This window comes from Ruegeria sp. BG9 (assembly GCF_056538305.1).
This window is the reverse complement of record NZ_JBQFSY010000001.1, coordinates 165923-180970: the sequence shown is the minus strand read 5'-3', so window position 1 is coordinate 180970 and position 15048 is coordinate 165923. Positions and strand designations below refer to the sequence as shown.

The 15048-nt window shown below is 57.6% G+C and carries 15 protein-coding genes; 2 read left to right on the top strand and 13 right to left on the bottom strand.

Annotated elements, in window-relative coordinates; all coding sequences use genetic code 11:
- Positions 1–86: 86 nt before the first annotated feature.
- The 11 genes from ACR0I8_RS00890 to ACR0I8_RS00840 form a co-directional block, all read right to left on the bottom strand.
- Positions 87–1316, bottom strand: a complete 1230-nt coding sequence (locus ACR0I8_RS00890; protein ID WP_170466946.1) for an acyl-CoA dehydrogenase — start codon at positions 1314–1316, stop codon at positions 87–89.
- Positions 1317–1441: 125 nt separating this feature from the next.
- Positions 1442–2131: a phosphate regulon transcriptional regulator PhoB gene (gene phoB / locus ACR0I8_RS00885; protein ID WP_170458202.1), complete on the bottom strand. Its 690-nt coding sequence runs from the start codon at positions 2129–2131 to the stop codon at positions 1442–1444.
- Between the two features lie 12 nt (positions 2132–2143).
- Positions 2144–2851: a phosphate signaling complex protein PhoU gene (gene phoU / locus ACR0I8_RS00880; protein WP_170373720.1), complete on the bottom strand. Its 708-nt coding sequence runs from the start codon at positions 2849–2851 to the stop codon at positions 2144–2146.
- Between the two features lie 16 nt (positions 2852–2867).
- Positions 2868–3665, bottom strand: coding sequence for a phosphate ABC transporter ATP-binding protein PstB (gene pstB / locus ACR0I8_RS00875; protein ID WP_170373719.1), 798 nt, complete (start codon positions 3663–3665; stop codon positions 2868–2870).
- A 13-nt stretch (positions 3666–3678) separates the two neighbouring features.
- Positions 3679–5010, bottom strand: a complete 1332-nt coding sequence (gene pstA / locus ACR0I8_RS00870; RefSeq protein WP_170688661.1) for a phosphate ABC transporter permease PstA — start codon at positions 5008–5010, stop codon at positions 3679–3681.
- Complete coding sequence (pstC, locus tag ACR0I8_RS00865; RefSeq protein WP_170688977.1) at positions 5007–6479, bottom strand: phosphate ABC transporter permease subunit PstC; 1473 nt, start codon at positions 6477–6479, stop codon at positions 5007–5009. Before pstC ends, pstA begins: the two co-directional genes overlap by 4 nt.
- An 85-nt stretch (positions 6480–6564) precedes the next feature.
- The gene (locus tag ACR0I8_RS00860; RefSeq protein ID WP_170676049.1) at positions 6565–7605 is read right to left on the bottom strand and encodes a substrate-binding domain-containing protein; all 1041 of its coding nucleotides are present in this window, start codon (positions 7603–7605) and stop codon (positions 6565–6567) included.
- Between the two features lie 184 nt (positions 7606–7789).
- Complete coding sequence (locus tag ACR0I8_RS00855) at positions 7790–8836, bottom strand: ATP-binding protein (RefSeq protein ID WP_170641601.1); 1047 nt, start codon at positions 8834–8836, stop codon at positions 7790–7792.
- 21 nt (positions 8837–8857) lie between these two features.
- Entirely contained in the window at positions 8858–9382 is a 525-nt protein-coding gene (locus ACR0I8_RS00850; protein ID WP_170688660.1) for a gamma carbonic anhydrase family protein, read from the bottom strand.
- Entirely contained in the window at positions 9379–10020 is a 642-nt protein-coding gene (gmk, locus tag ACR0I8_RS00845; RefSeq protein WP_170487126.1) for a guanylate kinase, read from the bottom strand. Before gmk ends, ACR0I8_RS00850 begins: the two co-directional genes overlap by 4 nt.
- A 17-nt stretch (positions 10021–10037) precedes the next feature.
- Entirely contained in the window at positions 10038–10928 is an 891-nt protein-coding gene (locus ACR0I8_RS00840; protein ID WP_170688659.1) for a YicC/YloC family endoribonuclease, read from the bottom strand.
- A gap of 242 nt (positions 10929–11170) precedes the next feature.
- On the opposite strand from ACR0I8_RS00840, the gene ACR0I8_RS00835 reads away from it, so the two are divergent.
- The gene (locus ACR0I8_RS00835) at positions 11171–11857 is read left to right on the top strand and encodes a PAS domain-containing protein (protein ID WP_170688658.1); all 687 of its coding nucleotides are present in this window, start codon (positions 11171–11173) and stop codon (positions 11855–11857) included.
- A 54-nt stretch (positions 11858–11911) separates the two neighbouring features.
- On the opposite strand, the gene ACR0I8_RS00830 is transcribed toward ACR0I8_RS00835, so the two are convergent.
- Positions 11912–13282 carry a class II 3-deoxy-7-phosphoheptulonate synthase gene (locus tag ACR0I8_RS00830; protein WP_170373710.1) on the bottom strand — a complete coding sequence of 457 codons (1371 nt, stop codon included), beginning with the start codon at positions 13280–13282 and terminating at the stop codon, positions 11912–11914.
- 168 nt (positions 13283–13450) lie between these two features.
- Between ACR0I8_RS00830 and ACR0I8_RS00825 the strand changes: the two genes are divergently transcribed.
- Entirely contained in the window at positions 13451–14455 is a 1005-nt protein-coding gene (locus tag ACR0I8_RS00825) for a GlxA family transcriptional regulator (protein WP_170548735.1), read from the top strand.
- 6 nt (positions 14456–14461) lie between these two features.
- Here ACR0I8_RS00825 and ACR0I8_RS00820 read toward each other — a convergent pair whose 3' ends face one another.
- Positions 14462–14989, bottom strand: coding sequence for a GNAT family N-acetyltransferase (locus tag ACR0I8_RS00820; RefSeq protein WP_480693426.1), 528 nt, complete (start codon positions 14987–14989; stop codon positions 14462–14464).
- Between the last annotated feature and the right edge of the window lie 59 nt (positions 14990–15048).

The following is a 15048-nucleotide window of genomic DNA, read 5'->3' as shown; positions in this document are numbered from 1 at the left end:
TCCACGTATTTAACATAATACCAATTACACGTATTAAGGGTTGGTGCCGTCCTTGATCAAACCCTACACCTAACCGCCTTTAAGGCCTAGAAAAAAGCCTGCAGCCCAGTTTGCGCACGTCCAAGGATAAGAGCGTGAACGTCATGCGTGCCCTCATAGGTGTTCACAGTCTCCAAATTGACCATGTGGCGGATAACCTGAAATTCCAGCGAGATACCGTTGCCGCCGTGCATGTCACGGGCCATGCGCGCGATGTCTAGCGCTTTGCCGCAGTTGTTGCGTTTGACGATTGAGACCATCTCGGGCGCCGCTTCAGCCTGATCCATCAGGCGACCGACGCGCAGGCTTGCTTGCAGAGCCAAGGCGATTTCGGTCTGCATGTCGGCCAGTTTGCGCTGGTACAGCTGTGTTTGCGCAAGCGGTTTGTTGAACTGCTTACGGTCCAAACCGTATTGCAGCGCTGCGTGCCAGCAATGTTCGGCTGCACCCATCACGCCCCAGCTAATTCCATACCGCGCGCGGTTCAGACAACCGAACGGGCCTTTTAGACCTTGCACGTGAGGCAGCAAAGCGCCCTCGCCTACCTCGACACCATCCAATACGATTTCCCCGGTGATCGAGGCCCGCAGGCTGAGCTTGTTTTCGATCTTCGGTGCAGACAGACCGGGCTGACCCTTGTCCAGAACGAAGCCTCGGATCTTTCCGTCGTGCGCGTCTGACTTTGCCCAGACCACGAAGACATCCGCGATCGGCGCGTTTGAAATCCACATCTTGGTGCCGGTCAGGCGGTACCCGCCGTCGATCTTTTCGGCCCGTGTTTTCATGCCCGCGGGGTCCGACCCGGCATCCGCCTCGGTCAAGCCGAAACAGCCAATCCATTCGCCAGAAGCAAGTTTCGGCAGGTATTTGCGGCGCTGCTCCTCGGAACCGTAGGCATAGATCGGGTACATCACAAGCGAGCTTTGGACCGACATCATCGAGCGATAGCCGGAGTCCACGCGCTCAACTTCGCGCGCGACCAGGCCGTAGGAAACGTAGCCGCTGCCGAGACCGCCATATTCTTCTGGGATCGTGGTGCCCAGAAGGCCCATCTCGCCCATTTCGCGGAAAATCTCGGGGTCGGTTTCTTCGTTCTGAAACGCGGCGGTGACGCGCGGCTGCAGCTTTTCCTGCGCGTACGCGCGTGCGCTGTCGGCGATCATGCGCTCGTCTTCTGACAACTGGTCGGACAGGCGGAACGGATCGTCCCAGGCAAACTTACCCAGATCCGGCGCATCTTTTGCGCGCAAAGTCGGTTTGGTGGCAGGGGCGTTCATCGGGTGTCTCCGGTCTGTCTGAAGTTGCTGCACAGTAACGTGGCACCTCAAGGAAAAACAGCAAGAGTTTGACACCCGATTATGAGTAAATGTCATAGGTCAGGGGATAAGCACCCCCTTCCCTTTTATCCCAAGGCGTATCCTGCCCCGCGCACGGTCCGTACCGGATCATTGCCGCCATGCTGGGTCAGCGCCTTGCGCAAACGGCCGATATGCACATCGACCGTACGGGTGTCGACATAGATGTCGCGGCCCCAGACCCGGTCCAGCAATTGTTCACGGCTCCAAACCCGGCCGGGTTTTTCCATGAAGGTACTGAGAAGGCGGAATTCGGTCGGACCCAGTTTCAGCGAATGACTGCCACGGCTAACTTTGTGAGTTTCGGAATCCAGCACAATATCGTCGAATTCAAGGCGAATACCCACCGTCGCTGGGCGTACACGGCGCAATTGGGTCCGCACCCGAGCCATGAGTTCCACGACTGAGTATGGCTTGACCACATAGTCATCTGCGCCAGTCTCAAGCCCGCGCACCTTGTCGACCTCTTCCGACCGCGCCGAGAGCATGATGATCGGAATAGAACGGGTGTCGGGCCGCGTTTTCAGGCGTCGGCAGACCTCGATCCCGCTGAGATTGGGCATCATCCAGTCCAGAACGATGATGTCGGGGCTGTCTTCGTCCACCAGCAACAGCGCCTCGTCTCCGCTGGCCGCCTTTGAGACGCGAAAGCCTTCGGCCTCAAGGTTGTAGGCCAGCACTTCACGCTGGGCGAGCTCATCTTCGACCACCAGAACTGTTGGTTGATCTGCAGACATAAGAGGCGTCTCCTAGACGGTTTGCGACGTTGTGTCGGCCTTGGGGCGCGACTCGGTCGGGCGCTCGCCGGTGACAAGGTACACCACCTGCTCGGCAATCGCGGTCACGTGGTCGCCCATGCGCTCGATGTTCTTGGCGATGAAATGCAGGTGCATGCAGGACGAAATGCTGCGCGGATCCTCGGCCATGAAGGTCAGGAATTCGCGGAACAGACCATTATACATCTGGTCCACCTCTTCATCGCGGTCGATGACATCGGCGGCCAGTTCGGCATCCCGTTGAATATAGGCGTCCAAAGCGTCGCGCAGCATGACCTCAACCTCGCGCGCCATCCGGCGCAGCGCCGAGGCACTGCCGTTGATCTCGCCCGAGTTCACAAGCACCGTGGTCCGCTTGGCGATATTCTTGGAATAGTCGCCAATCCGTTCCAGGTTGGCCGAGACCTTCAGTACCGACAGCACCAACCGCAGGTCGCTTGCCGTGGGTGCGCGCAGGGCGATCAGGCGGGCGGTTTCTTCGTTGATGATGTCCTCGAGCGCGTCGATGGCTTTGTCGCCCTGACGCACCTGCTGTGCCAGTTCCTCGTCCCGCGTCTCTAGCGAGCGGGCGGCACCCATGATCGCGGCTTCGACCAGACCGCCCATCTTCATGATATGTGCCTGGATCGCTTCGAGATCGCGGTCGAAGACAGAGGCAATATGTTGTTCTGAATCGTTCATGTCGGAATACCTGTACTCAGCCGATCCGGCCGGTGATGTAGCTTTCGGTGCGCGGGTCCACCGGGTTGGTGAAAATCTGTCCTGTTTCGCCGAACTCGACGAGGTTCCCTAAGTGGAAAAAGGCTGTTTTCTGGCTGACACGCGCGGCCTGTTGCATTGAGTGGGTCACGATGACCACCGAATACTGAGCGCGAAGTTCGTCAATCAACTCTTCGACCTGGGCAGTCGCAATCGGGTCCAGCGCCGAGCAAGGCTCGTCCATCAGCAGAACTTCGGGTTCTGTCGCCACGGCGCGGGCAATGCACAAGCGCTGCTGTTGACCGCCGGACAGGCCAGTGCCCGGAGCGTCCAGACGATCCTTGACCTCTTCCCAGATCGCACCGCGACGCAGGGATTTCTCGACGATCTCATCCAGTTCTGCTTTGTTCTTGGCAAGACCGTGGATGCGCGGGCCATAGGCGACATTGTCATAGATCGACTTCGGGAAGGGGTTGGGTTTCTGGAACACCATCCCGACCTTGGCGCGCAGCTGAACAGGATCAACGCGTTTGTCGTAGATGTCCTCGCCGTCCAGTTTGAAGCTGCCTTCAACCCGCGCGACATCAATTGTGTCGTTCATCCGGTTCAGACAGCGCAGGAACGTGGATTTACCGCAGCCCGACGGACCGATGAAGGCTGTGACCGTCTTGTCTTCGATATCGACATTCACATCTTTGATGGCGTGAGTGTCACCGTAAAAGACTTGGCAGTCCCGGCACTCCAGCTTGATTTCATTGGTATCCACTTGTCTCTCCACTCGTGACATGTCGTTCATGGGTCTGCCCTTCTTACCAGCGGCGTTCAAAGCGGCGGCGCAGAATGATTGCGATGATGTTCATTGTCAGCAGGAAAATCAAAAGGATGATGATCCCGCCCCAAGCTTTTTCGTAGAACCCAACGTCTGCGCGCGCAGCCCAAGTGTAAATCTGAGCAGGCATGGCTGAGTTTGGCTCCGTGAATCCGGCAAGGAATCCGTCTGGGTAGCCACGGGCAACAAAGCCCACCATCCCGATCAGCAAAAGCGGTGCGGTTTCCCCCAGCGCCTGCGCCAGACCAATGATTGTGCCGGTCAGGATACCGGGCGCGGCCAGCGGCAGAACGTGGTGGAAAACGGCTTGCATTTTGGAAGCCCCTACCCCAAGTGCGGCATCACGGATCGATGGCGGAACTGCTTTCAGCGACGCCCGGGTCGAAATGATGATCGTCGGCAAGGTCATCAAGGTCAGCACCAGACCACCGACCAGCGGGGCCGATTGCGGCAAGTGCATGAACTGAATGAAGACAGCCAGACCAAGGATACCAAACACGATCGAAGGAACCGCAGCCAGGTTCGAGATATTCACCTCAATGAGATCGGTGAACCTGTTTTGCGGCGCGAATTCTTCCAGATAGATCGACGCGGCTACGCCAATTGGCAGCGAAAGCGCCAGAACCACCAGCATCATGAAGAACGATCCAACAACCGAAGCACCAATGCCGGCGCCGCCAGGGTTGTCCACGCCCGAGTCTGCCCCGGTGATGAACGGCCAGTTGAAGACCTGTTTGATGATTCCAGCTTCCTTAAGTGCATCGACCAGATCCAGATCGCTTTTCTGGAGGAAGCGACTATCCTGTATGGTGTCACGCGACACCCGGCCCTTAAAGTATCCATCAACGCGGCTTGAGGCCGCTAGATCAAACTCGATGGGCTCTCCAAGTTTGTCCGGGTTGTCTGCATAGAAGGTCCGGATGGTTCCGCCAACCTTACCCAGCAGACGCTCGATTGCTGCTTCGTCGAAATCAACTTGGAGACCACTTTCATCGAGCTCTTTGTTCAGTGCCGCGATGAATAGGTCCGAATAGGCTTTGGTTTTGAACAGCGTGCCTTCGGCCTCTTCCTGCTCTTGCTGGGTCAGAGTGAACTCTACGCTGACAACGGTCCGGGTGAAGGCCGGAATACCCTCGGACAGGATCGATGCGAACAGGACGATCAGGAAGAACAGACCGGTCGCGATGGCAACGATACCATAGGCACGGAAGCGTTTTTCTGCCTTTGCGCGTTTTCGGGTCCGCGCATCATATGCAGTCAGGGAAACAGCTTGGCGACCCGTTTCTGGGTTTTGCATGCTTGCGTCGGTCATTCGTACTGCTCCCGGTACTTACGCACGATGTAAAGGGCAAAGACGTTCAGGCCCAGCGTGACAACGAACAGTGTCATGCCAAGCGCAAAGGCAACCAGCGCTTCTGGCGAGGCAAAGTCTGCGTCGCCGGTCAGTTGGCTTACAATTTTTGCGGTGACGGTTGTCATTGCCTCAAACGGGTTCAGGCTAAGCCGAGCGGCTGCCCCTGCCCCCAGAACCACGATCATGGTCTCACCAATAGCACGTGAGGCCGCCAGCAGGATCGCACCTACGATGCCCGGCAGCGCGGCAGGCAGAACCACCTGACGAATGGTCTCGGACTGCGTAGCGCCCAGGCCATAGGACCCGTCACGCATCGCTTGTGGCACGGCGTTGATGATGTCGTCGGATAGCGAAGACACAAAGGGGATTAGCATGATGCCCATCACCAGACCAGCTGTCATCACGGCCGTACCTGCCTTCATCCAGCCCAATCCGTTATCACCAAACACGTCCAACAAAAGAGGACCGACGGTCAGCAGGGCGAACAAGCCGTATACGATGGTTGGAATGCCCGCCAGAACCTCCAGCAACGGCTTGGCAACAGACCGCACGGCGGGCGATGCATATTCGCTGAGGTAAATCGCGGCAAACAGCCCAATCGGCACAGCCACCAGTAGAGCAACGATAGAGATATAGAGCGTGCCCCAAAGCAGTGGGATGATCCCAAGTTCCGACAACCCGCCCCGGCCCGAAAAGCTGGGCGACCAGGTCAGGCCAAAAAAGAACTCTGGCGCGGGGTAGAGCTTAAAAAACTCCCACGTATTGAAAACCAGCGACAAAACAATGCCAACGGTGGTCAGAATAGCAATCGAGGCCGCTGCTAGGAGTAGAAAGCGTACACCCTGCTCAACAACGTTGCGGGCGCGATAGTCCGCCTTGGTTTGCATCCAGCCTGCCCCGGCGCCAATCAGTGCCACCACCAGAACCGCGACGGTCATGATTCCATATCCAGTTGCATTTAACGCGCGATGGCTCTGCGCTGCGTTCAGCACCGGTTGGGTGATATCGGATGTAACCACCTGACCCGCATCTTTCAAATTCTGAGTCACTTCGATCAGATCGGCTTGGGGGTCACTAGCAGCTGCTTCGGTCATATTGCCCTGCGAAACAGCGGCTTGCAGGCCGCTTGCCGTGCGACGCACCTCGGCCATGACCAAGCTAAGGGAAGAACCCTCTTTGACACTTGTATCGGGGATCATGCCCGAGACCTTGGAATTAATGTACAACGGCTGAACGAGCAGCCAAATAATAAGAAGGCCAAAAGCCGGGACAATCGTTTTCAATAGAACATTTGCGCCGTAATAGGCTGGCAGCGAATGCAAGTCTCGCGGTTCGCCTCCTGCGCTTTGAATTGCGCGGGCCCGTCCCAGAACATAGCCGAGCACAGCGATCGCCAAAACGATCAGAACAAGCCAAAATATCGGCATCATATCCCCACTATTCTAGACTGGGCGAAAGTCGCAGAAAGGGACGGCGAATTCCGCCGCCCCAAACATTCATCCATAGATAGGCTTAGCTGCCCGAACCCATGGTCACTTCGTTGTTGATCGCTTCCTGAGTTTTTGCCAGCTCAGGGTCGGCAACCAGACCATAGTTGGCCAACGGGCTCGAGGGGCCAGCGATTTCGTCAGCGACGAAGAACTGAGCGTATTCTTTCAGACCAGGGATCACGCCGATGTGGGCTTTCTTCACGTAGAAGAACAGCGGACGCGATACAGGGTATTCACCGGTCGAGATGGTCTCGGTCGATGGTGCGATACCCGACATGGTCGCAACTTTCAGCTTGTCGGTGTTGTTCTCGTAGAACGCCAGACCGAAGACGCCGATGCCGTTCGGGTTGGTGTCGATACGGGCCAGGGTCTCGGTGTAGTCACCGTCGATGTCGACTGATTTGCCATCGGTACGAACAGCCAAGCATGCATCTTCCGCGTCATCTTCGCTCATGCCGCCAGCGATCATTGCTTCCATGGCGCCAGTTGCTTCACAGCCGATCAGCAGAACTTTTTCTTCGAACACTTCACGTGTGCCGTGCTTGGTGCCGGGGATGAAGCCCGCGATTTCAACGTCAGGCAGGTCGCCGTTGAATTCGGCCCAAGTATTGTATGGGTTGTCGACGATCTCGCCATCTTTCAGAACCTTCGCGCCCAGAGCGTTGAAGATGTCCGAAGGCTCAAATGCGTTGAAGGCCGGGCCGGTCTGCTGGCTGGCGAACACGATGCCGTCATAGCCGATGCGGACTTCCATGATGTCGGTCACGCCGTTTTCGGCACAGGCTTTGATCTCTTTTTCACGGATGGCGCGCGATGCGTTTGCAACGTCGATGGTGTTTTCGCCAACACCTTCACAGAAACGCTTCAGGCCAGCCGACGAACCGCCGGATTCAACAACAGGTGTCGGGAAGTCGGTGTTTTCACCAAACAGTTCCGCAACGATCGAGGCATAAGGCAGAACGGTCGACGAACCGGCAACCTGAACGTTGTCACGCGCAGCAGCAGCAGTGGCCGAGACAGCAGCGATAGCCAGCGCAGAAGCCGACAGTTTTACAAAGGACATTTCAGTCTCCCTGAGGATTGGGTTTTCGATCACCCCCATGATGATCTTGCGCGAACCACTAGGCCCCGTGCGTAAGGCTTTTGTGACAGGTACGTAACAGTTTTATGACAAGCGGGGTTTTTCTTGTGTCCTGCTGTCATAAATCTTTTGGCACGGCCATGTTGGCTTTGCGGAAACCCGCTCTCTAGCGTGGTAAAATCACCGTAAAAACAGTGCCTTTTCCTAAATCGCTTTCCACCCGAAGGCGCCCGCGGTGACGGTTGACGATATGCTTCACAATCGCGAGTCCAAGCCCGGTTCCGCCCAATTGGCGCGATCTGTGACTGTCGGCGCGATAGAACCGTTCGGTGAGTCGCGGCAGGTGAACGGAATCAATGCCAGGCCCCCGGTCGATGATTTGAACCCGAACTGCCGGACCGCGCATGGCTGTGTCCCTCTCTGAGGTGGTCACGCGCAATTCGACACTGCCGCCGCTGCCGCCATATTTGATGCCGTTCTCGACCAAGTTGGTAAACACCTGACGCAACTGATCGCTGTCACCGGTCATGGTCACCGGATCCTCAGGCGCATCAAGCGTCAGCACCACCTCAGCATCATCGGCCAGAGGGCGCATAGAGTTCAGTGTGGATTGCAGCAGGCCCGTCAGTTCCACTTCCTCTTTCGGGCGCACGCGTTCCTCGCTTTCGACCCGGTTGAGCGACAAAAGATCGCCTACAAGGCGGTTCATGCGGTTTGCCTCATCCGTCATGATTTGTAGAAAGCGCTCACGCGCAGCGTCGTCATCTCGAGCCGGACCCCGCAGGGTTTCGATGAAACCCATCAAAGCGGTCAGAGGGGTGCGGAGTTCATGACTGACATTGGCGACGAAATCGCGACGCATCTGGCTGGCTTGTTCCAGATGCGTGATGTCCTGAAAGATTGTCAGCACCGCCCCGCCCGACACCGCACCGATGCCGTTCATATAGCGGCAAATCACCTCGAAGGTCGTATCCTGCGCGCCATCATTTGAAAGGTGCCGCGTTTTGGCCGGACCCTTACTGCGGAGGCTTTGTTCAATCGCTTCAATGACCTGAGGCTGCCTGAGGATCGTCGCAAAATGACGGCCCGTGATGTTCTGGCTCAGCAGGGTTTTGGCGTCGGTATTGGCGGCGATGATCCGTTCGGTCTGGTCGACCAGAAGCGCGGGCATCGGAATGGCCGACACATATTCTTCCAGAAGGTTTTCAGCCATGTCCGATTGATTTCCTGCCGCTTAAGCCAACGGTTTCAGGGTGTCCCTGAATTTGCGCATGTTCTGCTGATAGTGCAGCGCGCTGAGTGTGTTCCGCTGGGCTGCGGCCTCATCAAGCTGACGAACCACCTTACCCGGAGACCCCATGACCAGCGAGTTGTCGGGGATCTCTTTGTTTTCCGTGATCAGCGCCCCTGCCCCGATCAGGCAGTTCTTGCCGATCTTCGCCCCGTTCAGAATGATCGCCCCCATCCCGATGAGAGAGTTCTCACCGATCGTGCAGCCATGCAGCATGACCTTGTGCCCGATTGTGCAGTTCGCCTCGATGGTCAGCGGAAAACCAGGGTCGACATGCATGACGCAGTGTTCTTGTACATTGCTACCCGCGCCGACGCGGATTTCTTCGTGTTCCGCCCGGATCGTGCAGCCAAACCAGACCGAGGCGCCCTCTTCCAGCACCACCTTGCCGATCAGATTGGCGTCCGGCGCAACCCAGGTGTCTTCGTGGATTTGGGGCGTGTGATCTCCTAGCGCGTAGATCGTCATGACTGCTCCTCGAATTCCATCTGCAGGGTTCGGACGTGGTTTTGCAGTTTCGGTTGCTGTATGCGACGCATCCGTTCGGCGCTGACTATGGTCTTCAGCTTTTCCTCTGTCGAATCCAGATCGTCATTCACCAATACATAGTCGTAGTAGCCCCAGTGGCTGATCTCATCCCAACTTTTTAGCATGCGCTTGCCGATCACATCGGCGCTGTCCTGAGCCCGGCTTTCCAACCGGCGGCGTAGCTCGGGGATCGAGGGCGGCAGGATGAAGATCGACAGCGCGTGTTTGCCCAGATCTGAGTTTCGGATCTGCACCTCGCCCTGCCAGTCCACGTCGAACAGGACATCCTTGCCGGATTCGATGGACTCGCGCACCGGTCCGGCGGGCGAGCCATAGAAGTTGCCGAAGACATGCGCGTGTTCCAGCATTTGCCCATCGGCCACCTGCTGTTTGAACTCGTCTTCCGACAAAAAGTAGTATTCGCGACCATGTTCCTCACCCGGGCGTGGTTCGCGGGTTGTGGCTGAGATCGAGAATTCGAGGTCGGTGTCCCAGGCCATCAATCTGCGGGCCAAGGTGGATTTACCCGCGCCCGAGGGGGAGGACAGGATGATAAGGAGGCCGCGGCGATCTGCCATGTCAGTTCTTCCTACTGTTATTCAACGTTTTGTACCTGCTCGCGCATCTGGTCGATCACCGCTTTCAACTCCAACCCGACCGAGGTCAGATCGGCGCTTTGCGCCTTGGAGCAGAGGGTATTGGCCTCGCGGTTGAACTCCTGCATCAGGAAATCCAGCTTGCGGCCAACGGCACCATCCTGCGTCAGAAGGTCTCGCGCGGCGGTGACATGGGCGCTGAGTCGGTCGATCTCTTCGGTGATGTCGGCCTTGACGGCGATCAGGGCGAGTTCCTGCGCCACTCTCTCTGGTTCGACCCCTTGGGCGTTGTCCAGCACGCGGGCGAGGTTTTCGCGCAGCGCCTCGGCCATCTTGTCCTTGCGCTGTTCGGCCAGTTCGGCGGCCTTCGACGTCAATGCCGCGACCTGATCCAGCTGAGACGCCAAGATCGCGGCCAGAGCTTCACCTTCTGTCTGACGCATGTCGAGAAACGCCGCCAAAAGCGGAGTGAACTCGGTGGTCATCTGCGCGACCAGCGGCGCCGGATCGTCGGCCTCGGCACCTGCATCCAGCATGCCTTTAAGGGTCAGTAGATCACTTGCTTTGGAGGGGGCCAGTGCAATCCCCCTTGCCTCGGCCATGGCCTGTGTCTGTTGCAAGGCATCCAAGGCCGCCGACATCGCAACCGTGTTCAAGGCCAGATCCGGCTGGGATTCGTCCCGGCTAATCCGCAATGATAAGGTCACATTGCCCCGGCTCAGCGATTTGGACAGAACGCCCCGCAACGCGGCCTCAAGGCCGGTCAACCAGTCGGGCACGCGGATGCGCATGTCCAGCCCTTTGCCGTTCACGCTGCGCAGCTCCCATGTCCAGCTATGGGGGCCGAACTCTCCCTTGCCCGAGGCGAACCCGGTCATGGATTTGATCATCACTGCCCTTTCCATCGCTGTCAGTCTTTGTGTCTGCCGCACCTAATGCCATTGCCCGGTGCAGAGCAAGAGTTTGCTGAGACCGCCTCTGTCCGACAGAAGTTAACCATTCGTTAAAGAATTACTCCAAAATTGACTCAACCCGTGTCAATCATGTCTCTAGCTCGGTCGTTTGGCCGAAAATGCCTCCGATATGTTGCATTTTATGAAAATGACGGTGATTAGGCGCTAGGGTGATGAAAATGAAAACCTTTTTTGGGACTGGCTCGAAGTCCAAACTTGGAAAGATTGTCGCAATGGATCGCTTTGACAGCGGGCGCAGCCTCTCACCGATCCGCCAGGCCGAGGCCTACTGGACCGCCTTGCTTGACGGCAATGGGGTGCCCATGCGGTCGCAGATTGATCCGCGCGGGCTTGAGAATATTCTGGAATACACCTTCATCCTTGAGCGGATTGCCCCCGGTCTGGCCCGGTTTCGCCTTGCGGGCAACCACCTGAACAAGCTGGCCGGCATGGAGGTGCGCGGCATGCCTCTGACCGCGTTTTTCGATCCCGAGGCGCGCAAGACAGCCACGAATGCTCTAGAGCAGGTCTTTGCCAACCCCGCCATTGCCGAATTGGATATGGTGTCGAGCGGTGCATTCGGACGCGCCCGGATGCAGGCGCGGATGCTGCTTTTGCCGCTGAAAAGCGATCTGGGGGATGTCAGCCGCGTCATGGGCGTCATGGTCAGTGACGGAGCGATCGGAGCGACACCGCGCCGCTTCTCGATCGAAGGCACTCGGATCAAGCCGGTTAGCGAGGTTCAGGCCCCGGCCAAGCCAAAGCTGGAAGTCACAGACGGTTTTGCTGAGGGCTTTGCTGAAGACAAGGCAGAGTTTAAGCGCCCCAAAGGGCACCTCAGGCTGGTTGCATCGCGCGACGACTGACCCAAAGAAAAACGGCGGGCCAAAGACCCGCCGTTTTCTTTGATTGTTCGAACCTTAGCTTGCTTCGCGCTTGGTGCGGTCGCGGCGCAGGTTGGTCAGTTCTTCGGCGACCAGGAAAGCCAGTTCCAGCGATTGCGACGCGTTCAGACGCGGGTCGCACGCCGTGTGGTACCGGTCCGAGAGGTCCTCTTCGGTCACGGCACGTACGCCACCGGTGCATTCAGTGACGTCCAGACCAGTCATCTCGAAATGCACACCGCCGGGGATGGTACCTTCGGCCTGATGAACGCCAAAGAAGTCGCGCACCTCGCGTAGGACCGAATCGAACGGGCGGGTTTTGTACCCGGTGGCCGATTTGATCGTGTTGCCGTGCATCGGATCGCAAACCCAAGTTACCTTGGCACCCTCTTCCTTGACCGCTTTGACCAGACGCGGCAGATGCTCACCCGCCTTGCCTGCGCCGAAGCGGGCGATCAGGGTCAGACGACCCTCTTCGTTTTCGGGGTTCAGCTTGGACATCAGCACCTTGAGGTCCTCGGCCGTTGTGGTCGGGCCACATTTCAGACCGATCGGGTTCTGAACGCCACGGCAGAATTCCACATGCGCGCCGTCGGGCTGACGGGTGCGGTCGCCGATCCAGATCATGTGACCGGAACCTGCCAGCCAGTTGCCCGAAGTCGAATCCAGACGGGTCAACGCCTCTTCATATTCCAGCAACAGACCTTCGTGGCTGGTGTAGAACTCAACGGTCGAGAACTCATGCGTCGTCTCGGCGGTGATGCCCGCAGCACCCATGAAGTCGATCGTGTCCTGAATGCGGTCGGCGATCTCGGAGTATTTCTGAACGTCCTGTTCATCCGTGAAGCCCAGAGTCCAGGAATGCACGCGGCTCATGTCGGCGAAACCACCGGTCGAGAACGCGCGCAGCAGGTTCAGCGTGGCGGCGGCCTGCGTGTAGGCCTGCAACATCTTGGACGGATTCGGAATTCGCGCCTCGGGTGTAAAGTCCAGCTCGTTGATGATGTCACCGCGGTAGCTGGGCAGTTCAACGCCATCCACAACCTCGGTCGGTGCGCTACGCGGTTTGGCAAACTGCCCCGCCATGCGGCCCACTTTGACCACCGGCACCTTGGCGCCGTAGGTCAAAACCATCGCCATTTGCAGCATCACTTTGAACGTGTCACGGATCGCATCCGCGCTGAATTGTTCAAAGCTTTCAGCACAATCCCCGCCCTGCAACAGGAAAGCCTCGCCGCGACCGGCGGCACCCAGATGTTGCTTGAGACGCCGCGCCTCACCGGCAAAGACCAGCGGGGGATACTGCGAAAGCTGCGCCTCGACTTTGGCCAGCGCGGCCGCGTCGGTATAGTCTGGCATCTGAACCCGGGGCTTGTTGCGCCAGTTCGATTTTTGCCATTCGGTCATAGCCTTGATCTCCGCTGATAGTATTCAGGTGGTCTCTATACAAAAAGCCGGGAAGAGAGACCATATCCGATTTGCGGCTCTTGACGTCGTAAACAAGCTTTGATCATGGTATCTGTCAAATCATGCGCGCCCAAGGCGCATCGGCCACCGAATCAAGGACAAAAACCCATGCAAGAACAACGCCAAGTTGTCAAAGTCGACGGTAACGTCGACAAGCCGATCAATTTTGTATTCGTCTTATTGGATGGATTTTCGCTTTTGTCCTTTGCGTCGGCTCTGGACAGCCTGCGCATTGCCAATCGTATGGCTGATAAGCCTGTCTATACGTGGTCTTTGATCGGTGAAGGTGGCGATACAATTACCTGCTCGGCAGGCACGACTTTCAAGCTGGATCAGGACCTGATTGAGCTGCAGCGTGATGACATCGTTCTGATCTGCGGCGGGGTCGAGGTAAAAACCGCAACCACCAAAAAGATCCTGAACTGGATGCGGCGCGAGGCCCGCAAGGGGCTGCGGATCGGTGGTTTGTGTACGGCAGCCTATTCGCTTGCCAAGGCGGGGCTGCTGGAGGGTAAGCGTGCGACGATCCACTGGGAGAACTCGGACAGCTTCATTGAAGAGTTCGACAATGTGGAACTGACCAAATCCGTGTTTCAGGTCGACGGCAACCGGATGACCACCGCGGGGGGCACCTCATCCATCGATCTTATGCTGAAGCTGATCGCGAATGACTATGGCGAGGGTCTGGCCAGCGCGGTGGCCGATCAGATGATCTATTCTTCGATCCGCACAGATCAGGACACACAGCGCTTGTCTACGCCCACCCGAATTGGGGTCCGGCATCCAAAGCTGAGCCAGGTCATTCTGATGATGGAAAAGAACATTGAAGAGCCGATCTCGCCTTCGATTCTGGCCAAGGATGTCGGCATGTCGACCCGTCAACTGGAGCGTCTGTTCCGTCGCTACCTGAGCCGCTCACCCAAGCGGTACTACATGGAGTTGCGTTTGCACAAAGCCCGCAACCTGCTGATGCAGACGGATATGAGCGTGATCAACGTAGCTCTGGCCTGCGGATTTGCCTCTCCGAGCCATTTCTCGAAATGCTACCGGGCGCATTACAACACCACGCCTTACCGTGAGCGTGGGGCTCAATCGGGGCGGCTGTCCGTCTGACGCGGGCTAAAGAGTTTTTGCAAAATAGTGCAGATGGGGCCTGAGCATGGGCTGATCCAGATAGGTCGTCGTCTCAATGGGTTCGGACAGTTCGACAAATCCCAGTTTCGGATACAGGTCCCTCATTTCGACATTCGGAGTAAGTGTGTCAGCCACAAGGCGTTTTAACCCCAGTGTGCGGGCCGCCTCCTCTCGGGCTTGTATCATGGCACGCCCCGCACCTGTGCCGCGCGCGGTTTCGGTCACGAACACGCGTTTCAATTCGCCGGTGTCCTGATCCAGCCGTTTCATCATGCCACAGCCGATGATCTTACCCGTGCTGTCTCGCGTCAGAACCAGGCACCCGTTTGGCGGCAGATAGTCCTCTGAGTGTGCCCAAAACTCGGCCAGCGCGCTTTGCGGCGCAGCCGGATGGATGTCAAACCCCATGGCCGTCATGCGCTCAACGATCAACGCATAATATTGGGACAGGATGCCGTTCAACTCACCCTGATCTGGCAGCCTGTCACACATTTCAATCGAAAAGTCGCACAATGGACCGTACCCTCAGATGGTTTCTTAGCGCAGAATCAAGCTCGGTTTCTGGACATCAG